This is a genomic window from Lysobacter sp. KACC 24251 (assembly GCF_057747755.1).
In genome coordinates this window covers 1,884,890-1,906,402 of sequence record NZ_CM173222.1, presented here as the reverse complement: position 1 = coordinate 1,906,402, position 21,513 = coordinate 1,884,890, and the positions used below count along the sequence as shown (strand labels likewise).

General features: G+C 67.7%; 22 protein-coding genes and 1 tRNA gene. 17 read left to right on the top strand and 6 right to left on the bottom strand.

From position 1 onward, the window contains the following. Positions 1 to 30: 30 nt before the first annotated feature. The 4 genes from AC3ARF_RS08895 to AC3ARF_RS08880 form a co-directional block, all read right to left on the bottom strand. Positions 31 to 582, bottom strand: a complete 552-nt coding sequence (locus AC3ARF_RS08895) for a hypothetical protein (protein WP_498927128.1) — start codon at positions 580 to 582, stop codon at positions 31 to 33. A gap of 77 nt (positions 583 to 659) precedes the next feature. After that, on the bottom strand, positions 660 to 1,163 hold the full coding sequence (gene greB / locus AC3ARF_RS08890; RefSeq protein WP_036134944.1) for a transcription elongation factor GreB: 504 nt from the start codon (positions 1,161 to 1,163) through the stop codon (positions 660 to 662). Between the two features lie 83 nt (positions 1,164 to 1,246). Next, positions 1,247 to 1,753, bottom strand: a complete 507-nt coding sequence (locus AC3ARF_RS08885; protein WP_498927126.1) for a copper resistance protein NlpE — start codon at positions 1,751 to 1,753, stop codon at positions 1,247 to 1,249. A 41-nt stretch (positions 1,754 to 1,794) separates the two neighbouring features. Further along, the gene (locus AC3ARF_RS08880; RefSeq protein WP_498927124.1) at positions 1,795 to 3,309 is read right to left on the bottom strand and encodes a helicase HerA-like domain-containing protein; all 1,515 of its coding nucleotides are present in this window, start codon (positions 3,307 to 3,309) and stop codon (positions 1,795 to 1,797) included. A 128-nt stretch (positions 3,310 to 3,437) separates the two neighbouring features. Between AC3ARF_RS08880 and AC3ARF_RS08875 the strand changes: the two genes are divergently transcribed. Further along, positions 3,438 to 4,979 (top strand): transglycosylase SLT domain-containing protein, encoded by a 1,542-nt coding sequence (locus AC3ARF_RS08875; protein WP_498927122.1) that lies wholly within the window; start codon positions 3,438 to 3,440, stop codon positions 4,977 to 4,979. A gap of 6 nt (positions 4,980 to 4,985) precedes the next feature. Here AC3ARF_RS08875 and asd read toward each other — a convergent pair whose 3' ends face one another. After that, positions 4,986 to 5,831 (bottom strand): archaetidylserine decarboxylase, encoded by an 846-nt coding sequence (gene asd / locus AC3ARF_RS08870; protein WP_498927120.1) that lies wholly within the window; start codon positions 5,829 to 5,831, stop codon positions 4,986 to 4,988. After that, positions 5,828 to 6,475: an SCO family protein gene (locus tag AC3ARF_RS08865; protein WP_498927118.1), complete on the bottom strand. Its 648-nt coding sequence runs from the start codon at positions 6,473 to 6,475 to the stop codon at positions 5,828 to 5,830. The genes asd and AC3ARF_RS08865 overlap by 4 nt, the downstream gene beginning before the upstream one ends. Positions 6,476 to 6,569: 94 nt before the next feature. On the opposite strand from AC3ARF_RS08865, the gene prmB reads away from it, so the two are divergent. The 16 genes from prmB to AC3ARF_RS08785 all read left to right on the top strand — a co-directional run bounded on the left by prmB (position 6,570) and on the right by AC3ARF_RS08785 (position 21,512). Then, positions 6,570 to 7,499 carry a 50S ribosomal protein L3 N(5)-glutamine methyltransferase gene (gene prmB / locus AC3ARF_RS08860; protein WP_498927116.1) on the top strand — a complete coding sequence of 310 codons (930 nt, stop codon included), beginning with the start codon at positions 6,570 to 6,572 and terminating at the stop codon, positions 7,497 to 7,499. 69 nt (positions 7,500 to 7,568) lie between these two features. Further along, on the top strand, positions 7,569 to 8,720 hold the full coding sequence (gene aroC, locus AC3ARF_RS08855) for a chorismate synthase (protein WP_498927114.1): 1,152 nt from the start codon (positions 7,569 to 7,571) through the stop codon (positions 8,718 to 8,720). Positions 8,721 to 8,882: 162 nt separating this feature from the next. After that, positions 8,883 to 9,899 (top strand): aspartate-semialdehyde dehydrogenase, encoded by a 1,017-nt coding sequence (locus AC3ARF_RS08850; protein WP_498927112.1) that lies wholly within the window; start codon positions 8,883 to 8,885, stop codon positions 9,897 to 9,899. A 73-nt stretch (positions 9,900 to 9,972) separates the two neighbouring features. Beyond that, the gene (locus tag AC3ARF_RS08845; RefSeq protein ID WP_498931822.1) at positions 9,973 to 11,763 is read left to right on the top strand and encodes a motility hub landmark protein FimV; all 1,791 of its coding nucleotides are present in this window, start codon (positions 9,973 to 9,975) and stop codon (positions 11,761 to 11,763) included. Positions 11,764 to 11,795: 32 nt separating this feature from the next. Continuing rightward, positions 11,796 to 12,596, top strand: a complete 801-nt coding sequence (truA, locus tag AC3ARF_RS08840; protein WP_498927110.1) for a tRNA pseudouridine(38-40) synthase TruA — start codon at positions 11,796 to 11,798, stop codon at positions 12,594 to 12,596. Then, the gene (locus tag AC3ARF_RS08835) at positions 12,593 to 13,288 is read left to right on the top strand and encodes a phosphoribosylanthranilate isomerase (protein ID WP_498927108.1); all 696 of its coding nucleotides are present in this window, start codon (positions 12,593 to 12,595) and stop codon (positions 13,286 to 13,288) included. The genes truA and AC3ARF_RS08835 overlap by 4 nt, the downstream gene beginning before the upstream one ends. Before the next feature lie 243 nt (positions 13,289 to 13,531). Further along, positions 13,532 to 14,731 carry a tryptophan synthase subunit beta gene (gene trpB, locus AC3ARF_RS08830; RefSeq protein ID WP_498931820.1) on the top strand — a complete coding sequence of 400 codons (1,200 nt, stop codon included), beginning with the start codon at positions 13,532 to 13,534 and terminating at the stop codon, positions 14,729 to 14,731. Next, positions 14,728 to 15,534 (top strand): tryptophan synthase subunit alpha, encoded by an 807-nt coding sequence (gene trpA / locus AC3ARF_RS08825; protein ID WP_498927106.1) that lies wholly within the window; start codon positions 14,728 to 14,730, stop codon positions 15,532 to 15,534. Before trpB ends, trpA begins: the two co-directional genes overlap by 4 nt. Before the next feature lie 148 nt (positions 15,535 to 15,682). Beyond that, the gene (gene accD / locus AC3ARF_RS08820) at positions 15,683 to 16,576 is read left to right on the top strand and encodes an acetyl-CoA carboxylase, carboxyltransferase subunit beta (protein WP_498927105.1); all 894 of its coding nucleotides are present in this window, start codon (positions 15,683 to 15,685) and stop codon (positions 16,574 to 16,576) included. Continuing rightward, a complete protein-coding gene (glmM, locus tag AC3ARF_RS08815; RefSeq protein ID WP_498927104.1) occupies positions 16,573 to 17,946 on the top strand; it encodes a phosphoglucosamine mutase in 1,374 nt (457 codons plus the stop codon). The genes accD and glmM overlap by 4 nt, the downstream gene beginning before the upstream one ends. A 64-nt stretch (positions 17,947 to 18,010) precedes the next feature. Continuing rightward, entirely contained in the window at positions 18,011 to 18,952 is a 942-nt protein-coding gene (locus AC3ARF_RS08810) for an isopenicillin N synthase family dioxygenase (protein ID WP_498927103.1), read from the top strand. Between the two features lie 109 nt (positions 18,953 to 19,061). After that, positions 19,062 to 19,808: a triose-phosphate isomerase gene (gene tpiA / locus AC3ARF_RS08805; protein WP_498927102.1), complete on the top strand. Its 747-nt coding sequence runs from the start codon at positions 19,062 to 19,064 to the stop codon at positions 19,806 to 19,808. A gap of 21 nt (positions 19,809 to 19,829) precedes the next feature. After that, positions 19,830 to 20,288: a preprotein translocase subunit SecG gene (gene secG / locus AC3ARF_RS08800; protein ID WP_498927100.1), complete on the top strand. Its 459-nt coding sequence runs from the start codon at positions 19,830 to 19,832 to the stop codon at positions 20,286 to 20,288. Between the two features lie 124 nt (positions 20,289 to 20,412). Then, positions 20,413 to 20,497: transfer RNA gene (locus AC3ARF_RS08795), tRNA-Leu, on the top strand. A 95-nt stretch (positions 20,498 to 20,592) separates the two neighbouring features. Next, positions 20,593 to 20,949: an NADH-quinone oxidoreductase subunit A gene (locus AC3ARF_RS08790; RefSeq protein WP_498927098.1), complete on the top strand. Its 357-nt coding sequence runs from the start codon at positions 20,593 to 20,595 to the stop codon at positions 20,947 to 20,949. After that, positions 20,940 to 21,512: a NuoB/complex I 20 kDa subunit family protein gene (locus tag AC3ARF_RS08785; protein WP_498927096.1), complete on the top strand. Its 573-nt coding sequence runs from the start codon at positions 20,940 to 20,942 to the stop codon at positions 21,510 to 21,512. The genes AC3ARF_RS08790 and AC3ARF_RS08785 overlap by 10 nt, the downstream gene beginning before the upstream one ends. Position 21,513: the final 1 nt, after the last annotated feature.

Here is a 21,513-nt window from a genome sequence, read left to right as displayed (position 1 = left end):
CGGCTGGGCCGCGCGTCGGCCCGCAGGAATTCAATCGGCGATGCGCTTGAGGTGCAGGTTTGCCACGCCTTCGTCGGGCCGGCCCTTGCTCCAGAAACCCCAATGCGTACGCAGCTCGTCCTTGCCTACGAAGGTAAAGGACGCGTTGTGCATGTGGCCGGCTTGGGCGGGATCGAAATTGGTGGCGCCATCGAACTCGAACCTTACCTGGTCGCCGTCGGCGACCTTGGCGCGCATGCGCGGGTGGTTGCCGCTGGCGCAATAGTGGGTGAGGACAACATCGCTGCCGTCGCGGACGTAGACCGTGCGCATCTCGTGCGGTGTTCCCGGGAATTGCGTTTCGACCACAGCGCTGCCACCGGCAGTGACTTCATAGCGGACCTGTGCGTCGGGCATCGAGTTGCCGTCCAAGCCGCTGGCGCTCCACGTGCCGGAAAGTGCCTTGAACCGGTCGAGCAGGTGTGGCGCCGGTACCTTGGCGTGGGTTCCCGTGTCCCGCACGGTCGTGCCTTGCGGCTCACCGGCAGTCGCCGACCCCGGGAGGGCAATGAAGGCAAGCATCAGGCTGGCGAGGATTCGCATGGTGGTCTCCAGTGGCCGCGGGCTGCCGCCCGGTGGGAGTCAGATCCTACGCCGCCGCCCGCCCGCAGCAACAGCCGTCAGTCGGCGTATTCCACGGCGATGATCACGTACCGCTGCATGCCGCCGGGCAACAGCGCTTCGAACTCGTCATCCAGGCGCTTCTTGAGCATCGCGCGGGCCAAAGGCGAGTCGATGCTGATCCACCCTTGGCGGGCATCGGTCTCATCCGGGCCGACGATGCGGTACTGCTGGCTTTCGCCGCTGGTGCAATGCTCGATCTCGACGCGTGCTCCGAAGAAGACGGCCTCAAGATCGGTGGGCCTGGACTCCACCACCCGCAACGCAGGCAGCCGCTTGCTCAAGTAGCGCACGCGGCGGTCGATCTCGCCCAACTGCTTCTTGCGGTAGGTGTACTCGGCATTCTCGGAACGGTCGCCTTCGGCCGCGGCGGCCGCCAGCGCTTTCACCACTTCCGGGCGGCGCACTTTCCACAGGTCATTGAGCTCCTCGCGCAGGCGTTCGAAGCCGTCGCGGGTGATCACCGCGGTCGAGGAAGGGGCAGGGGGGCGCCAACGGGACATTCGGAAGGACTACACAGATAACCGGCCCGAAACGGGCAAACACTCGAAGGGCCGCGCGGCGGGGCCCGCCGCTCGGCCGGGACTCACTTGGGCTCGCGCTTCAGGCTGTAGTTGAGCTGGCTCTCAACCGGCTTGCCGTCCTGGCCCAGCATGCGGATCTCGTCATTGGACACGATCTCGTAGCTGCGGTCCTGTTCGGCCTTGCTGTTGGGGTCCAGCAGGACTCGCTTGCCGCCGTCCTCGACGGTCCAGGTGCCTTCGACGACGTTCGGTGCGCCGGCTTCGCCCTTGTAGGTTTCGGTCAGCTTGAAGGGGCCATCGGCCATCAGCTCCAGCTTCGTGTCGATCCCAGGGCAGCTGGCGCAGGGCAGGGTGCCCGCGAACTTGCCCGGGAATGCCTTCATGTCGATGGTGCCGGCCTTAGCGGCGAGGTCGCTGTCCGACGCCTGCGCGGTCATTTCCGGTGCCGGGGCCGGTGCCGGCTCGACGACGGCCGCGGGTGCCGCCGGTGCGGGCTCGGCTTCCTGCCTGCATGCGGCCAGGGAAAGGGCCAGCAGGCCAAGCGCCAATGAGGGGACGATCCGGTTCATGGGTACGAAGACTCCTTGTTCGTATGTAGGTTGAGAAATGTTCAGCGGCGACTGCCGCCGAGTATGCCGCCCAGCAGACCCCGCAGGATCTGCCGGCCGATCTGGTTGCCGACGGTACGCGCCGTCTGCTTGGCCATGGTTTCGACCATGCCCTGGCGACGCTTGGTGCCGAAGACCACGTCTTTCACCGCTTGGCCGAATCCGCCTTCTTCGGCGTCGTCCTGCTCGCGAGTGCGGGCGGGCGGGGCATTGGCTTGTTCGCTCGCGCTTTCCGCCTTCCGCGCCAGCATTTCTGCCGCGGATTCGCGGTCCACGGTGGCATCGTACCGGGTCCCCACGGCACTGCCCGCACGCACCTGCGCGCGCTCTGCCTCGGTGATCGCGCCCATGCGGCAGCGCGGCGGCGCAATGAGCGTGCGCTCCACCGACATCGGGACGCCCTTGTCCTGCAGCATGGACACCAGTGCTTCGCCGGTGCCGAGCTGTGAGATGGCGTCGGCCACGTCCAGGTTCGGGTTGGCGACGAAGGTCTCGGCGGCGGTCTTCACGGCCTTCTGGTCGCGCGGAGTGAAGGCGCGCAACGCGTGCTGCACGCGGTTGCCGAGCTGGCCAAGAATGTCGTCGGGCACGTCGTCAGGAAACTGCGAGCAGAAATAAACCCCCACGCCCTTGGAGCGGATGATGCGTACCACCTGCTCGACGCGTTGCTGCAACGCCGGCGGCGCATCGTCGAACAACAGGTGGGCCTCGTCGAACACGAACACCAGTTTGGGCTTGTCCAGATCGCCCACCTCCGGCAGCGTCTCGAACAACTCGGACAACAGCCACAGCAGGAAGCTGGAATACAGCCGAGGCTTCAGGATGAGCTGGTCGGACGCGAGGATGTTGATCACGCCGCGGCCATCCTGCGTCGTGCGCATCAGGTCGCTTAACTCCAGCGCGGGCTCGCCGAAGAAGCGGTCGCCGCCTTCGCTTTCCAGTCGCAGCAGCGCGCGCTGTATGGCACCCACCGATTGCGTGCTGACCAGTCCGTAGGAGGTGGAGATGTCCTTGCGCTCGTCCGCCACCAGGCCCAGCAGGGCGCGCAGGTCCTCGAGGTCGAGCAGCAGCAGGCCGCGGTCGTCGGCAAGCTTGAACACGATGTCGAGCACGCCACCCTGCGTGTCGTTGAGTTCCAGGATGCGCGCGAGCAGCGTAGGCCCCATTTCGCTGACCGTGGTGCGCACCGGGTGTCCCAGCTTGCCGAACAGGTCCCAGAAGACCGTCGGATTGCCTTCGTTGCGATAGTCGGTGATGCCCAGTTGCTGAACGCGTGCCTGCAGCTTTTCGTTCAGCATGCCTGGCATGGCCAGGCCGGCGACATCCCCTTTCACGTCGGCCAGGAACACCGGCACGCCCAACCGGGAGAAGCCTTCCGCGATGGTCATCAGCGTGACCGTCTTGCCCGTGCCGGTCGCGCCGGCGACCAACCCGTGGCGGTTGCCGAACTTCGGCAACAGGTAGACATTGCCACTGTCCGGGGTGGTCACGGCCTTGCCGACTAGAATGGGGTCCATGTGCTCTTCCGATGGGCGGGTCGACCGATTCTATGACGCGGCGTGTGTTCAGCGAAGCAGCGTATTGGCGGTTGCCCTTCACTCGGTAACGGGGCTACCCTGCCAACCCCCCGCAGCGTGTGAGATCCATGTCCGATTTCGTTCGAATTCCGGTGGCGCTCGCCTCTTTGGCTGCAACCTTGGCATTGGCCATTTCCTTCCCCGCACTGGCTGCGCCAAGCAAGGCTGAGGTCGCCGTGGAGGCTCTCACCAAGCGGATGGAAACAGCGGAGGCTGACTACCGCAGCGCGTTGGTGCTGATCGCCAATGCAGATGCCCAAGGGCAAGTCCAGGCGGACAAGGCCATCGAGGATATGGAGGACGTGATCGACGCCTGCATGAAGCAGCGCGGTTGCTCGGTCTCCACCATGCTCGCCACATACAAGCGTCTGCTCAAGCTGGGTGCCGACGAGGCGGGTGGCGAATACGTGGTCCAGGCCGAGGACGATCACGGCGATCACACCTACCTGGCCAGCGATGTGCCCGAGGCGGCGCGGGCGGCGGCACTGCTCACGGGTCCGCGGCACAAGTTCGACCAGATGGTCGAATACAACCCCGCCGTGCAGGAGGCCATCCGCCGCTGGTTGACCGACATGCGCGGCGCGCTGCTCACCTCCTACGAGAACTACCAGTACATGCGCCACCTGATGTGGCCGCAGTATGAGCGCGCCGGACTGCCGGAAGCACTGCTGTTCGGGATCATGGCCAAGGAGTCCAATGGCCGCGTGCATGCCACCTCGCGCGCGGGTGCCGCGGGGCCGCTGCAATTCATGTACGCCACCGGCCGCCGTTTTGGCCTCGGCGACGACGGCACCGGCTTCGACACACGTTACGACCCACGCTCGGCCGCTGAGGCAAATGTCGCGTACATCAACGAACGACTGGCACAGCTCAACGGCAGCATCGAGATGTCATTGGCCGCCTACAACGGCGGCGAGGGGCGTGCGCAGCGGGTGTTCAACGGCAGTGGCGGTCGGACGTTCTGGGATGAATCGGTCTACAGCCAGTTCCCGCCTGAAACCCGGGATTACGTGCCGATGGTGATCGCCGCGGCGTGGCTGTTCCTCCACCCGCGCGAGTATGGCTTGAGTTTTCCGCGCGTGCGCCCCAAGCCGGCACCGCTGCGGCTGGAAAAGCCGGCGTCCATCTACCAGCTCACCATCTGCATGGGCAATCGTGGTGTGCGCGAAGGCTACATGCGGGCGCTGCGCAATTTGAATCCGCGATACGACGCCGACAGCTGGTTGCCCGCCGGCACCACGCTGAATGCGACGACCGACATGGTCGGCCTGTACAACCGCTGGTGCACGCAGGGGCGTCGCGCGGAGTTGGCGCGGATGCTGGTGCTCAGCGATCCCAAGCGCGCCATCGTGCGGACTGGCCCGGTGACGCCGGTTTATGACACGACCAGGCCTGTGCCGTCACCCGCAGCACCTGGCCCCGTCGGTGCGGCTACCGCCGCGGCCGTGGCGCCCAAGGACTACACCGTCCAGGGCGGCGAGACCCTCTTCTCGATCGCTCGCAAGTTCCAGTGCAACGTGGAGGAGCTTGCCAGCGCGAACGGGGTGAGTGGGCCGCGCTACGCGATCCGGCCGGGGCAGCGGCTGCGTCTGGTGGGCTGCAAGGGCTGACTGTCGTCAGCCATTGAGAGCGGCGAGGCGCTCGCCCAGCCGGACGGGCGTCTCGGCGCCCAGCCCGGCCGCAAGCTCCGCCACGCCCGGCGGTAGCAACACGATCACCGTGGAGCCGTAGTTGAAGCGCGCCATTTCGGCGAAGCGGTCCAGGGTAATGTCGGCTCCGCGGTAATCCTTGGTGGTCACCATGTCGCCATAGCGCGGGATTTCCACGCCGCTCCATACCGTCTCCACCCCGGACACCAGCAACGCGCCCACCATCACCAGTGCCATCGGCCCGAAGTCCGTGTCGAAGTGGCACACCAGGCGCTCGTTGCGGGCAAAGAGCCTCGGCACATTGCGCACCGCAGCCGGCCCCACGCTGAACAGGCGTCCCGGCACGTGCACGGTTTCACGCAGACGACCAGTCCAAGGCATGTGCACGCGGTGGTAGTCCTTGGGTGACAGGTATACGGTCGCGAACAGCCCTTGGTTGAACGGAGCGGCCGCATCGGCATCGCCCAGCAACTCGGCCGCCGTGAACGACTGCCCCTTGGCCTGGAAGATGCGTCCATCCTGGATGGGGCCGCACTGGCTGATGCGGCCGTCGGCGGGCATCAACAACGAGCGGGGATCGCCATCCGCCACGCGCGCCCCCGGCTTCAGCTCGCGGGTGAAGAACGCGTTGAACGTCGGATAAGCCGTCGGGTCGGGCTCGGCCGCCTCGGACAGGTTGACGCCGAACTTGCGGGTCACCGTGTCGATCAGCCACTGCTTCACCCAAGGCGTGCGCGAATAGGCCAAGGCGCGCGCCGTCGTCGACAGGGCGCGATGCGGCAGGACATAGGTCAGTGCGGTGACGAGGCTCATGGGGCGGTGGCTCGGGTCAGCTGGGTCAAGTCGGCGGCAATGGCCTTGGCGTCAAACGGCGGCTGCACCACGCCACTCATGCGACCTTGGGGGTCCAGTACGGCGAGGGTTGCGCTGTGGTCCATCGAATACTGGTCGGCGGGTGCGCCCTCGGGCGCCGGAGCCTTGGCGAATACCAGGCTCAGCGACCGGGTGAACGCTTCCAGCGCCGGGATGTCCGCCGTAGCGGCCAGCGTATCCCGGTGGAAGGCGTGGGCGTACTCACCGATGTGGTCGGGCGTGTCGCGCTCCGGATCCACCGAGACGAACAGGACCCGCGGGCGCTGGGTCTCGGGGATCGATTCCCACTGCTTCTGCGCGCCCGCCAGCGTCGACAGCGTGGTGGGGCAGATGTCGGGGCAGTGGGTGAAGCCGAGGAACACCAGCGTCCAGTGCCCCTTCAATTCGCCCGGAACGAGCGGCGTGCCGTCGGACTGGCGCAGCGAGAAGCCGGGTAGCTCCCGCGCCGGTTGGAACAATCGCACCGCCTGCGTCTGCGGGAGCGGGTTGTTCGGGCCGGGGCTGAACACATGGCGGGACGCCAGCAGGCCGAGGCCCGCCGCCAAGGCGACGACAACGATGATGAGCGTGGTGCGGTTGAGCATTGCGGTTCCGGGGGCGAGTGCGGGGGCATGATACCGGGCCTGGGGTGGCCCCCGGCTATAATCGCTGATTGCCCGCCTGACCCCGGATTCGCCCGTGCCCGCCGAGACCCCCACCTTCGAGCAGCTGACCATCATCGACCTGATCCGCCACGGCGGCAGCCGCTTCGCCGCGGCCGGGCTGACTTTTGGCCACAGCTTCGACAACGCCCTCGACGAGGCCACCCAGCTGGTGCTGCACGCGCTGCACATGCCGCACGACCTGAGCCCGGTCTACGGCAACTCGCGGGTGACCACGGAAGAAAAGCAAAAGGTGCTGGCGCTGTTCGACCGCCGCGTCAACGAGCGCATCCCGGCGTGCTACCTCACCGGCGAGGCCTGGTTCGCCGGCCTGAGCTTCAAGTCCGATCCGCGCGCGCTGGTGCCGCGCAGCCCGATCGCCGAGTTGATCGAGGCCGGCTTCGAGCCATGGCTGGGGGGGCGCGAGGTGCACCGGGCGCTCGACCTGTGCACCGGCTCGGGCTGCATCGCGATCGCAACGGGTCATTACCACCCGGATTGGGAAGTGCACGGCGTGGACATCAGCGACGACGCACTGGCGCTGTCGGCGGAGAACAAGGCGCGCCTGCACGCCGACAACGTCACCTTCATCAAGTCCGACCTGTTCAACGGGCTGAAGGGCGAGGTCTACGACCTGATCGTGACCAACCCGCCCTACGTGACCAACGACGAAACCGACGCCCTGCCGGCCGAGTACGCCCATGAGCCAGAGCTGGGCCTGCGCGCGGGCGACGACGGCCTGGACCTGGCGCTGAAGATCATGCGCGACGCCCCGGAGCACCTTAGCGAGCACGGCCTGCTGATCTGCGAGGTGGGCGAGGCCGAGCGCGCGCTGGTCGAGCTGCTGCCGGAAGTGCCGATGGCCTGGGTGGAGTTCAAGGTTGGGCAGATGGGCATCTTCGTGGTCGAGCGCCAGGACCTGGTTGAGCACCACGCCAGGATCAAGGCGCTGGCGGACGCGCGCTGAGCCCCGTTGCAGCGGCAACCGCCCCGGGTTGCTAAAGTCGCTTCTCCCGTTCGAGACTCCGCCCCCCTCGTGTCGAGCAACACCTTCGGCAAGCTGCTGTCCGTGACCACCTTTGGCGAAAGCCACGGGCCGGCGATCGGCTGCGTGATCGACGGCTGCCCTCCGGGCATAGCCGTCGCGCCGGAAGACTTCCGCCATGACCTGGCGCGGCGCGCCACCGGACGCACCCGCCACACCTCGCAGCGGCATGAGGCGGACGAGGTGGAAATCCTCAGTGGCGTGTACGAGGGCCTCACCACCGGTACCCCCATCGCGCTGCTGATCCGCAACACCGACCAGCGCAGCAAGGACTACACCAACATAGCGGCGCAGTTCCGCCCGGGCCACGCCGACTACACGTACTGGCAGAAGTACGGCGTCCGCGACCCGCGCGGCGGCGGGCGCTCCTCGGCGCGCGAGACCACCATGCGCGTGGCCGCCGGCGTCATCGCGAAGAAGTGGTTGGCCGAGCGCCATGGCGTGCGCATCCAGGGCTGGCTGTCGCAGATCGGCGACATCACCCCGCATGGCGTCGACCTGTCGGTGGTGGAGGACAACCCGTTCTTCTGGCCCGATCCACGCCAGGTGACCGAGTTGGAGCTGTACATGGACGCGCTGCGCAAGTCCGGCGATTCCGTCGGTGCGCGGGTGGACGTCATCGCCGAAGGCCTGCCGCCCGGCTGGGGCGAACCCATCTACGGCAAGCTGGACGGCGAGCTCGCCGCGGCGCTGATGAGCATCAACGCGGTCAAGGGCGTCGAGATCGGCGACGGCTTCGCCTCCGTGGCGCAGAAGGGCAGCCAGCACCGCGACCATATAGGCGCGGCCGGCTTCGCCAGCAACCATGCAGGCGGCATCCTCGGTGGCATCAGCACCGGCCAGCCGCTGCATTGCTCCGTCGCGTTCAAGCCCACCTCCAGCCTGCGCTTGCCGGTCGACAGCCTCGACGTGCACGGCAACGTGGTCGAAGTGGTCACCACTGGCCGCCACGACCCCTGCGTCGGCATCCGCGCCACCCCGATCTGCGAGGCGATGGTCGCGCTGGTGCTGATGGACCAGGCGCTGCGCCATCGGGCGCAGTGCGGGGACGTGGGCGAGGTGGCGCCGCGCGTGCCGGGTGGCAATTCCGCCCAGGGGCTTTCCCCGGCCGGAAAAGGCGGTTCGGCCACCGGCAAACGGTAGCGGCCAGTTGCCAGGCGCCTCCGCCCTTGGGCCCGGAGCGCGACCGTTCCAACTGCGCCGCCTGACGTTCCACCGGCCCCCTCCTTTCCAAGGGTGGCGATGGCGCACAATCGACGACCGACCGCCGCCGCCCGAATACGACTTACAAGGACACGCAACACCATGAGCAAGACCGCGAACGTAGCCGTCGTTGGCGCCACCGGTGCCGTGGGCGAGACCATGCTGGCCATCCTGGCCGAGCGCAAGTTCCCCATCGACAAGCTGCACGTGCTGGCCAGCGAGCGCTCGGCCGGCGGCATCGTCGAGTTCCGGGGGCGCGAAATCACCGTCCAGGACCTCGCGACCTTCGACCCCACCGGCGTCGACATTGCCCTGTTCTCCGCTGGTGGCAGCGTCTCGAAGGAGTACGCGCCCAAGTTCGCCGCCGCGGGTGCGGTGGTGATCGACAATTCCTCGGCCTTCCGCTACGACGATGACGTGCCGCTGGTGGTGTCGGAGGTCAATCCGGAGCAAGTGAAGAACCGCCCGCGCGGCATCATCGCCAACCCGAACTGCTCGACCATGCAGATGCTGGTGGCGCTGGCGCCGATCCACCGCAAGGCCGGCATCACCCGCATCAACGTGGCCACCTACCAGTCGGTGTCCGGCGCGGGCCGCTCGGCGCTGGAAGAGCTCGGCCGCCAGACCGGCGCTCTGCTCAACTTCCAGGACCCGGATCCCAAGCGCTTCCCGGTGCAGATCGCCTTCAACCTGATCCCGCACATCGATGACTTCCTCGACAATGGCTACACCAAGGAAGAGATGAAGCTGGTCTGGGAGACCCGCAAGATCCTGGGGGACGACAGCATCCAGGTGAATCCCACCGCGGTACGGGTACCGGTGTTCTACGGCCACTCCGAAGCGGTCAACGTGGAGACCAGTCAGAAGCTGTCGGTCGCCGACGTCAAGGCCCTGCTGGAAGCCGCCCCGGGCGTGGAAGTGGTGGATGAGCCCAAGGCCGGCGGCTACCCGACCCCGGTGACCCACGCGTCTGGCACCGACCCGGTGTACGTGGGTCGCATCCGCGAGGACTTCTCGCACCCGAACGCCATCAACCTGTGGATCGTGTCCGACAACATCCGCAAGGGCGCCGCCCTGAATGCCGTCCAGCTGGCCGAACTGGTGTTGCAGGAAGGCTGATCCGCGACGGTTTACATTGCGTGACCCTCCCGCGGCGGCTAGAGTCGCCGCGAGGAGAACCGGGGGATTGGATGTGAAGCCACTCGCGCAGAAGTCACTGCGGGTTGCACTGGCGTTGTCGTTGGCCATGGCCAGTGGCGCGGCGGCGGCGCTTGGGTTGGGCCAGATCGAGCTCAAGTCCAAGCTGGGCCAGCCGCTCGTGGCCGAGATCCCCGTCATTTCCAGCGACCCGGCAGAGCTGGAGCAGCTCCAGGCCGGGCTGCCGTCGCCGGACACGTTTGCCCGCATCGGGCTTCAGCTGCCCGACGAGTTTGTCTCCAGCCTGCAGTTCACGCCGGGCGTAGACGCGGCCGGCCGACCGGTCATCCGGGTCACCAGTGAGGCTCCCGTCACCGACCCGTTGTTGACCTTCCTGGTGGAAGTCGACTGGGGGCAGGGGCGCCTTGTGCGCGAGTATTCCGCGCTGGTCGACGCCCCCCGCACTGTCTCTGCGCCGGTGCAGCCCGCCATCCAGGAAGCCACGGTCGGCCCGGCCAACACCATCGAGCGCGAGCCGGTGGTGGCCAGCGAAGCCCCGGTGGAGGCGCCTGCAACGGACACCACGGCGGCGGCCAGCGCTGCGGAAGCCGAGCCGTCGGCGGATGACACCGCCATTGCCGCGTCGCCCGAGCCCGCACCTGCGCCTGCGCCCGTGGCGACGCCGGCCCCCGCGCCGGCGGCCGTGGCCCGCATGGGCTCCGAGTACGGACCGGTGAAGGCGGGCGACTCGCTGTCACGCATCGCTGAACAAGTGGGTGAAGGCTCTGGCCAGAGCCTGGACCAGACCATGATCGCGCTGCTCCGCGCCAATCCAGAGGCGTTCATCAGCGACAACATCAACCGGCTGAAGCAGGGTGCTGTACTGCGCGTCCCGACCGGTGATGTTGCCGCTGTCGATGCCGCGGAAGCGACGGCCCTGGTGCAGGCCCAGACCCAGACGTGGCGGGCCGAAACGCGCCGCGCCGTGCAGCAGCCGGGAGCCGCGGAAGGCCGCGAAGCCGCTGCGCCCGCCGTGGCCGAAGCCTCCCGACCCGCGGGCCGTCGCACGGCCGACGCCCGTCTCGAAATCGTTCCCCCCGGCGCCAGCAACGCCCAGCGCGCGGGTACTCAGTCCGGTATCCAGGCCGGTGGCGAGGGTGAAATGCTGCGACAGGAACTGCAACAGACCAAGGAAACGCTGGCAGCCCGCGAGGCCGAAGCGGCCGAGATGAAGGCGCGCATCGACGAGCTCGAGAAGCTGCAGGCGCAACAGCAGCAGCTGATCTCGATGAAAGACAGCGAGCTGGCGGCGGCACAGAAGCGTCTGGCCGATTCCAACAAGGCCGAAGCCAAGCAGCAGGCAGCCACCGATGCGGGCATGGGGCCGACCCCGTGGTTGCTGGGCGGTGCGGCGCTGCTGCTGGCGGGTCTGGTCGGCTGGTGGTTCAAACGGCGACGTGGGAATGCCACGGCGACTTCGTTCCGCGAAACCGTATCCACGCCCAAGGGGCCGTCCCTCGCGGATGCGTTCGGTGCCGGTGGACCGCTGCTCCGGGAGCCCGCTACGGCTCCTGCTGCACAGCCAGCGCCCCCTCCCGCCGCTCCGGCCCCGTCGCGGCGCGAGCCGGCATGGCACAAGCAGGCTGCAGGCGCAGCCCCCCGTGCAGATCGCGTGGCCGTCGCGGCCCCGGCAGTCGTTGGCGGGGCGGAGCGCCTCGAGTTGGCCCGTGCCTACATCGACCTGGGTGACCAGGAAAGCGCACGCAACCTCCTTGCCGAGGTGTTGGCCGACAGCGACGCCGCCGTACGCGAACGCGCGGAGCGCATGCTGCGGGAGCTTGGCTGACGGTGGTGGACGAAGCACCGGCGGCGGAGGCCATGCCGCTCCGTCGCTATGCAATGGCCATCGAATACGATGGCGGTGAGTTTTCCGGTTGGCAGCGGTTGACCAAGCACGGCGAGCCCGATCGCGAGGGTGAACCCACGCTGCAGGGCGCAGTCGAGGAAGCCCTTGGTTTCGTTGCAGGGCGTCCCACCGAAGTGGTCTGCGCCGGTCGAACGGATGCGGGCGTCCATGCGTCGACGCAGGTGGTGCATTTCGATGGTCCCGCCAACCGCGATCCGCGGAGTTGGGTACTCGGCGCCACCAGTCGCCTGCCTCCGGCCATCTGCGCGCGTTGGTGCATGCCCGTCGCGGACGATTTCCATGCGCGCTTCTCCGCGCGCGCCCGGCGCTACCGCTACAGCATCCTCAATCGCCCGGTGCGCCCGGCGCTGCGCCGCCAATACCTGTCATGGGAGCGGCGCCCGCTGGATGCCGACGCCATGCACCGTGCAGCACAGGCGTTGTTGGGCGAGAAGGACTTCTCCGCCTTCCGCACCGTGCATTGCCAGGCCCCGCACGCGCGGCGCGACCTGCAATTCATTTCGGTCACGCGCAGCGGCGACATCGTTGACGTGGAAGTGCAAGCCAACGCGTTCCTGCACCACATGGTCCGCAACATCGTCGGCAGCCTGTTGCCGGTCGGGCGGGGCGATCGTCCGGAGAATTGGCTCGGGCAGCTGCTGGAGGGTCGCGACCGCACCGTGGCCGGGCCCACCGCGCCTTCGGCAGGCCTGGTGTTCCTGGGCCCCCGCTATCCGGCGGAATGCGGCCTGCCTGCCGAGGTGACGCTGTGACCGCCAAGCTGGGTCGCACCCGGATCAAGTTCTGCGGCATGACCAGTGCCGACGACATCCGCGCGGCGGCGCACCTGGGCGTGGATGCAGTCGGACTGGTATTCGCCGAACGCAGCCGGCGGCGCGTCTCGCTCGAACAGGCGGCCGCGCTGCGCGAGGTGATCCCGCCGCTGGTGGACGTGGTGGCCCTGTTCATGGACAACCCCGCCGACGAAGTGCATGAGGTCATCGCCCGCCTGCGTCCCAGCCTGCTGCAGTTCCACGGCAGCGAGTCCGCCGCGTTCTGCGAGCAGTTTGGCTGGTCTTACCTCAAGGCAGTCGGAATGGGTGGGCAGGGCATGGCCGATGTAGAAGGGCTGTTCGACGCTCATCCCCGCGCGGCCGGGTTCCTCCTCGACAGCCATGCGCCGGGTGCCGCCGGTGGCACCGGTGAGCGCTTCGACTGGACTCACATCCCTTCCGTTGGAGGTCGCCCGCTGCTGCTGGCCGGTGGCCTGACCCCGGACAACGTCGCCGAGGCAATCCGCGCCACCCGCGTCTGGGGCGTGGACGTGTCCAGCGGCATCGAGTCTTCTCCGGGGGCCAAGGACACGGGGCTGATGCATCGTTTCGTCGCGGCCGTGCGCGCGGCGGATATCGACGATGGTCTGCCGCCCGCCGGCGGCGCATCCGCACACGATGGGGTACGCTAACTCCACGCCATGAAGACGTCGAATCGCCCCTCCGCTCCCTTCGGTCGCTCGCTGCGCCGATGGCGTCGCGTGCCTGCGGCGGCGGTGCGATAACGCACCACGCCTCTGGCGCCTGCCGATTGCAGGCGCACCGAACCCCATTGCCTTGCATCGCGTAGCCGGCGCACCCGCCGCGTTGCGCGTCCCGGTTCCGGAGATTCACGCGTGAACAATCCCACATCCCAAGCCGCACCTGCTGCGGCCATCGACTTCCATGCCTACCCGGATGCCAATGGCCATTTCGGCCGTTTTGGTGGCCGTTTCGTCGCCGAAACGCTGATCGGCCCGTTGCAGGAACTGGCCGCCGCCTACGACGCCGCGCGCGTCGATCCGGCCTTCATCGCGGCCTTCGAGAACGACCTTGCGCATTACGTGGGCCGCCCCAGTCCCATCTACTTCGCCGAGCGCCTCAGTCGCGAAAACGGCGGCGCGCGCATCCTGCTGAAGCGCGAGGACCTGGACCACACCGGCGCGCACAAGATCAACAACACCATCGGCCAGGCGCTGCTGGCCAGCCGCATGGGCAAGACACGCATCATCGCCGAGACCGGCGCTGGCCAGCACGGCGTGGCCAGTGCGACCGTCGCAGCGCGCCTGGGCCTGGAATGCGTGGTGTACATGGGCGCCACCGACATCGAACGGCAGAAGATCAACGTCTACCGCATGAAGCTGCTCGGCGCGACGGTGGTGCCGGTGACCAGCGGTTCGGCCACCCTGAAAGACGCGCTGAACGAGGCGATGCGCGACTGGGTAACCAACGTGCGGGACACCTTCTACATCATCGGCACCGTCGCCGGCCCCGACCCGTACCCGCGCATGGTGCGTGACTTCAATGCCGTCGTCGGCCGCGAAGCGCGCGCGCAGATGCTGGCCGAATACGGTCGTCTGCCCGATGTCGTCACCGCCTGCGTGGGCGGCGGCAGCAACGCCATTGGCATCTTCCACGCCTTCCTCAACGACCGCGACGTGCGCCTCGTCGGCGCCGAGGCGGCGGGCGAGGGCATTGCCACGGGCCACCATGCCGCTTCGCTGGCGGCCGGTCGCCCCGGCGTGCTGCACGGCAACCGCACTTACGTGCTGTGCGATGACGATGGCCAGATCATCGAGACGCACTCGGTTTCGGCAGGGCTCGACTACCCGGGCGTGGGTCCCGAGCACGCCTTCCTCAAGGACACGGGCCGCGCCGAATACGTGGGCGTCACCGATGCCGAGGCGCTCGCCGCCTTCCACCTGCTGACCCTGACCGAAGGCATCCTGCCCGCTCTGGAGTCCAGCCACGCCATCGCCCAGGCGCTCAAGCTCGCCCGAGAGCTGCCGAAGGATGCGCTCGTGCTGTGCAACCTCTCCGGCCGGGGCGACAAGGACGTGCACACCATCGCCGCGCGGGAGGGCATTTCACTGTGAGCCGCATCGACAGCAAGTTCCAGTCCCTCAAGGCCGCCGGGCGAAAGGCGCTCATTCCGTTCATCACCGCCGGCGACCCGTCGCTGGAGGCGACCGTGCCGGTCATGCATGCGTTGGTCGAAGCTGGTGCGGACGTCATCGAGCTTGGCGTGCCGTTCTCCGACCCCATGGCCGACGGCCCCACCATCCAGCACAGCTCCGAACGCGCCATCGCCCGCGGGGCCGGGCTGAAGTACATCTTCGATACCGTGCGTGCGTTCCGCGAGCGCGACAACGAAACCCCGCTCGTGCTGATGGGCTACCTGAACCCGGTCGAGATCCGTGGGCCCGCGGCCTTCGCCAATGCCGCCACCGATGCGGGAGTGGACGGCATCCTGCTGGTGGACCTGCCGCCGGAAGAGGCAGGGGAGTTCCGCGCGGGCTTCGCCCCGGTGGGGCTGGACCTGATCCTCCTGGCGTCGCCCACCACCTCCGACGCGCGCATCGCCCAGCTCTGCGCCGAAGGCGAGGGATACCTGTACTACGTCAGCTACGCCGGCGTGACCGGCGCCGACCATCTCGATACCGGCAGTGCCAGCGACCGCCTGCACGCCATCCGCGGCGCCACCCAAGTGCCCGTGGTAGCCGGATTCGGCATCAAGGATGCGGCCAGCGCCGCCGCCATGGCCCGCGAGGCGGACGGAGTGGTGGTGGGCAGCGCCTTGGTGACCGCACTGGCCGACCAAACCTCACCAGAGGCTGCCGCGCGGGCCGCCCGGGACTTCCTCGCGCCACTGCGGGCCGCGCTCGATGCAACTGCCTGATTCGCCAACCAAACCGGGTCGTACGGACAGGGCGTGACCCGGGCCTGTCGACCCCGCGATCCGGTGCGCTAAACTGACCCGCTCGCTCGGCGCCAGCTTCGGATGGCGGCGGGGCACCCATATGCCTGAACAGGGGAATACGCTACACATGTCCTGGCTCAAGAAACTCATGCCGTCCGGCATCCGCACCGATGCCGGTGCCAACGCCAAGCGGCGCAACGTGCCCGAGGGGCTGTGGGAAAAGTGCGACCGCTGCGGCGCCGTCCTCTATCGCCCCGAACTCGAGGAAAACCTCGAGGTCTGCCCGAAGTGCAACTTCCACATGCCCATCCGCGCCCGCGCGCGCCTGGCTTCGATCTTCGACGAGGGCACCACCACGGAAATCGGCGCCGACCTTGGCCCGACCGACGTCCTGAAGTTCAAGGACCAGAAGAAGTACTCGGACCGCATCAAGGCCGCGCAGAAGTCGACAGGCGAGCGTGACGCCATGGTCACCCTGGAGGGCAAGCTCAAGGGCCACGACCTGGTCGCCGCCTCGTTCGATTTCGCCTACATGGGCGGTTCGATGGGCTCGGTGGTCGGCGAGCGCTTCACCCTCGGCGCCGAACGCGCCCTGGCGCTGTGCTGTCCGTTCGTGTGCTTCGCCGCCAGTGGCGGCGCGCGCATGCAGGAGAGCCTGTTCTCGCTGATGCAGATGGCCAAGACCTCGGCCGCGCTGGGTCGCCTGCGCGACGCGGGCCTGCCGTACATTTCGGTGCTGACCCACCCGACCACCGGCGGCGTGTCGGCCTCGTTCGCCATGCTGGGCGACATCAACATCGCCGAGCCCGAGGCCCTGATCGGCTTTGCCGGCCCGCGCGTGATCGAGCAGACCGTGCGCGAGAAGCTGCCCGAAGGCTTCCAGCGCTCGGAGTTCCTGCTCGACCACGGTGCCATCGACCAGATCTGTGACCGTCGTGAACTGCGTGACCGCCTGGCCGTCCTGCTGACCATGATGATGCGCCAGCCGGCACCCCAGGACGACGCCGAGGCCGCTGCGTGAGCCGTCGCTACTTTGGCACCGATGGCATCCGTGGACGCGTCGGCGAAGGGGCCATCTCGGCCGATTTCGTCCTGCGCCTGGGCAACGCCTACGGGCATGTCCTGCGCGCCGCTGCAGAGTCGGCCGCGGGGCCGCGCGGATGGCGCAAGCCCGTGGTGATTATCGGCAAGGACACCCGCATCTCCAACTACATGTTCGAAGCCGCCCTGGAAGCGGGGCTGGTGGCCGCTGGCGTCGACGTGCAGCTGATGGGTCCCATGCCCACGCCCGCCGTCGCACACCTGACCCATTCCATGCGCGCTGATGGCGGCATCGTCATCTCGGCCTCGCACAACCCGCACTTCGACAACGGCATCAAGTTCTTCTCCGCCGAGGGCGAGAAGCTCGACGATGCCACCGAACTGGCCATCGAGAACGCCCTCGACCTGCCCTTCAGTACCGTTCCCTCGGAGCATCTGGGCAAGGCCGAGCGAACCCGCGACGCCATCGGCCGCTACGTCGAGGCCTGCAAGAACTCAGTGCCCAAGGGCTTCGACCTCGGCGGCATGCGCATCGTCCTGGACTGCGCCAACGGCGCGACCTATCGTCTCGGCCCGCTGGTGCTGGGTGAGTTGGGGGCCCGCGTCGATGCCATCGGAGTGGATCCCAACGGACTCAACATCAATGCCGGCGTCGGCTCGACCCATCCGGACAACCTGGCCGCGCGCGTGCGTGAAACCGGCGCCGACCTGGGCATCGCCTTCGACGGCGATGGCGATCGCGTGCTGTTCGTCGACGGCGACGGCGTGGTGCGCGATGGCGATGACCTGCTTTACGTGCTCGCCAGCGACTGGCAGGCCACCGGGCGCCTGCGGGGGCCGGTGATCGGCACGCTGATGACCAACTTCGGGCTGGAACAGGCGCTGGCCAGCAAGGGCATCGGCTTCGTCCGCGCGAAGGTCGGCGACCGCCATGTCCACCAGCAGTTGCTCGCCAACGACGGCGTGCTGGGCGGCGAGGCCTCGGGCCACATCCTGTGCTTGGACCGCACCAGTACCGGCGACGGCATCGTCAGTGCCTTGCAGGTGCTGGAAGTGCTGCAGCGCCGCGGCCTGGGCCTGCACCAGGCACTCGACGGCATGACCCGCGTGCCGCAGAAGACGGTAAACGTGCGCTACACCAAGGGCGCCGGCCAGCCTGCCGAGGCTGCGTCCGTGCAGGCCGCGCTGGCGGAGGCCCAAGCCGCCGTGGCCGGCCGTGGGCGCGCCTTCCTGCGCCCTTCGGGCACCGAACCGGTGGTCCGGGTCACGGTCGAAGCCGACGATGCCGCGCTGGTCCAGACGACCCTGGACCGCCTGTCCGCGGCCGTCCGCGACGCCGCCGCCGCGTGATCCACGTCAAGTCGTGGCGGTCGCATGCCGCCACACTGTCCTCATCCCATTCCGCGACCTGACCATGACCCAGCCCCAGATCCCCACCCTCGACATCCGCCGCTTCGACACCGACCGCGACGCCTTCGTGGCGGAGCTTGGTGCTGCTTACCGCGAATGGGGTTTTGCCGGCATCCGCGGCCACGGCATCAGCGATGAGCAGATCGCCGGCGCCTATGACGCCTTCCAGCGCTTCTTCGCGCTGCCCGAGGAGGTCAAGCGCAAGTACCACGTGCCAGGGGGTGGCGGCGCGCGCGGCTACACCCCGTTTGGCGTGGAAACCGCCAAGGGCGCGCAGCATTTTGACCTCAAGGAGTTCTGGCACGTCGGCCGCGAGATCGCACGCGACTCCAGGCATGCCGGCGTCATGCCGCCCAACCTGTGGCCGGAGGAAGTGGCTGATTTCCGCGAGAAGGCGTACGGCCTGTACACCGCGCTCGACCAGCTGGGATCGCGCGTACTGAGCGCGCTTGCCCTGCACATCGGCCTGCCGGAGAACTATTTCGCCGACAAGACCGACTCGGGCAACTCGATCCTGCGGCCGATCCATTACCCGCCGATCACCACCCCGGACGTCCCCAACGTCCGCGCCGGCGCGCATGAGGACATCAACCTCATCACGCTGCTGGTGGGGGCCAGCGCCGAGGGTTTGGAAGTGCTCTCGCGCAAGGGCGAATGGGTGCCGTTCACCGCCGACGCCGACACCATCGTGGTCAACATCGGCGACATGCTGCAGCGCCTGACCAACCACGTGTACCCCTCGACCACCCACCGCGTGGTCAACCCGCCGGGCGAGAAGGCCCGCCAGCCGCGCTACTCCACCCCGTTCTTCCTGCACCCCAATCCGGATTTCCTGATCGACGTGTTGCCCTCGTGCATCACGCCGGACAATCCCAGCCGCTATCCCGAGCCGATCACGGCCCAGGGATACCTGGAAGAGCGCCTGCGCGAGATCAAACTCAAGTAACGGCCACGCCCGGGCAAGCCGGAATCGGCGCGAGGTGGGGTAGAATGCCGCGCCCTTGCCGGGCGTCTACCGCGCCGGGCAAGAAAGAACACGCCACAGGGAGTCGCTGATGCGCCGCAAGATCGTCGCCGGAAACTGGAAGCTGCACGGCAACCGTCAGTTCGCCTTTGAGTTGCTGGACGCCGTCGTCCCGGCGAAGCAGGGCGTCGAACTGATCATCCTGCCGCCGCTCCCGTACGTGGGCGAACTGGCCGAGCGTTACGAAGCCAAGGGCCTGGTCTTTGGCGCGCAGGACGTCAGCATGAACGAGAAGGGTGCGTTCACGGGCGAGGTCTCGGCCGCGATGCTCAAGGACGTGGGCGCCCAGTACGGCTTGGTCGGCCACTCCGAGCGTCGCCAGTACCACGGCGAGACAAGCGAGCTGGTGGCCCGCAAGTTCTTTGCGGCCAAGGCCGGTGGCATCACGCCCATCCTGTGCATCGGCGAAACCCTCGCCGAGCGCGAGGACGGCAAGACCGAGTGGCGCCTGGAAGAGCAGCTGGCTCCGATCCTCGAGCAGGGCGGGGCGGCCGCGTTCGAAGGCGCCATCATTGCCTACGAGCCGGTGTGGGCCATTGGCACGGGCCGGACCGCCACCCCGGAGCAGGCGCAGCAGGTTCACGCGTTCATCCGTAGCGAAATTGCCGCGTACGATGCTAGAATCGCTGACTCGCTGCCGATTCTGTACGGCGGTAGCGTGAAGGCCGACAACGCCGCGACGCTGTTCTCGCAGCCCGACGTCGATGGCGGCCTGGTGGGCGGGGCCTCGCTGGTTGCCGCCGACTTCAACGCCATCGCTGCGGCGGCGGCTCCCTGACGAATCCTTGGACACCTACCGATGCTGTTGTTCCTCAACGTCATCTACGTGCTGGTCGCAGTCGCGATGGTCGCGCTCATCCTGATGCAGCGTGGCGCGGGCGCGCAGGCCGGTTCCGGTTTTGGCGGTGGTGCCTCGGCCACGGTGTTCGGTTCACGCGGCGCATCCAACTTCCTGTCGAAGTCGACGAAGTGGCTGGCCGTGGTGTTCTTCGGTATCAGCCTGTACATGGCGTGGCACGCGACGAACACCGCGACCGGCGCGTCGGGCGATGCCCAGGACCTGGGCCTGATGTCGCAGATGCCGGCCGCTCCGGCGCCCGCGCAGGGCGGTGCGGTTCCGGCAGCGCCTGCGGCGCCGACACAGGCCGTGCCTGCAGCTCCGGCCGCCACCGCTCCGGCGACCACTCCGGCTGCTCCGGCGCCCGAAGCGGCACCGGCTGAGCAGGGCAACCCGCCGGCAACGCCCCCGCAGGGCTGAGTTACACGTCAAAGGTTGTAGTCCGCCGGCACGGAAAAGCCGGTGGATGGTCTGTCACGACCAAGATCGAGTCGGCTACAATAGGCGGATTCGATGGCCAGGACGGCCAGCAGTAGCAAGCAATGCCCAGGTGGCGGAATTGGTAGACGCACTACCTTGAGGTGGTAGCGACTTAGGTCGTGGGGGTTCGAGTCCCCCCTTGGGCACCAACACAACGCGGTGTGGCACGCGCGACGGGCCGCATCAACGGCGAAGAATCGCCGAGCCAAGGCCGCAGCAGCGGCCATAGCTGAGAGAACATCGAGTGCTGGCCGAATACCTGCCGACCCTGCTGTTCATCGTCGTCGCCAGTGTCATCGGCGTCGCCCTCATCGTGGTGGGTAACACTCTGGGGCCCAAGCGTCCCACGTTGGAGAAGCTCTCTCCATACGAGTGTGGCTTCGAAGCGTTCGAAGACGCGCGCATGCAGTTTGACGTGCGCTATTACCTCATCGCCATCCAGTTCATCATCTTTGACCTGGAAATCATCTTCATCGTGCCCTGGGCCACCGTGTTCCGCGAACTCGGTGTGGTCGGCCTTGTCGAGATGGGCATCTTCGCCAGCATGCTGTTGCTTGGCTTCATCTACGTGTGGAAGAAGGGAGCCCTGGAATGGGAGTGATCCAGACCGTTTCCGGGCTGATGCACAACCCGCTGCCCGAAGGGCGGCTGGATGACATCCTCCTGCCGGAAGCCGACAACCCCGTGATGCAGCAGGGCTTCGTCACCACCAGCATGGACGTGCTGTGGAACTGGGCGCGCACCGGCTCGATGTGGCCGATGACGTTCGGCCTGGCGTGCTGCGCGGTCGAGATGATGCAGGCTGGCGCGTCGCGCCTGGACCTGGACCGCTACGGCGTGGTGTTCCGCCCGTCGCCGCGCCAGTCCGACGTGATGATCGTGGCCGGTACGCTGGTCAACAAGATGGCCCCGGCGCTGCGCAAGGTCTACGACCAGATGCCCGACCCGAAGTGGGTGATCTCGATGGGCAGTTGCGCCAATGGCGGCGGCTACTACCACTATTCCTACTCCGTGGTTCGCGGCTGCGATCGCGTGGTTCCGGTCGACGTTTACGTGCCGGGATGCCCGCCAACCGCCGAGGCGCTGGTGCACGGCATCCTCCAGTTGCAGAAGAAGATCCGCCGCGGCACCAACTTTGGCGACAACAAGCAGGGTGTGCGCTGAC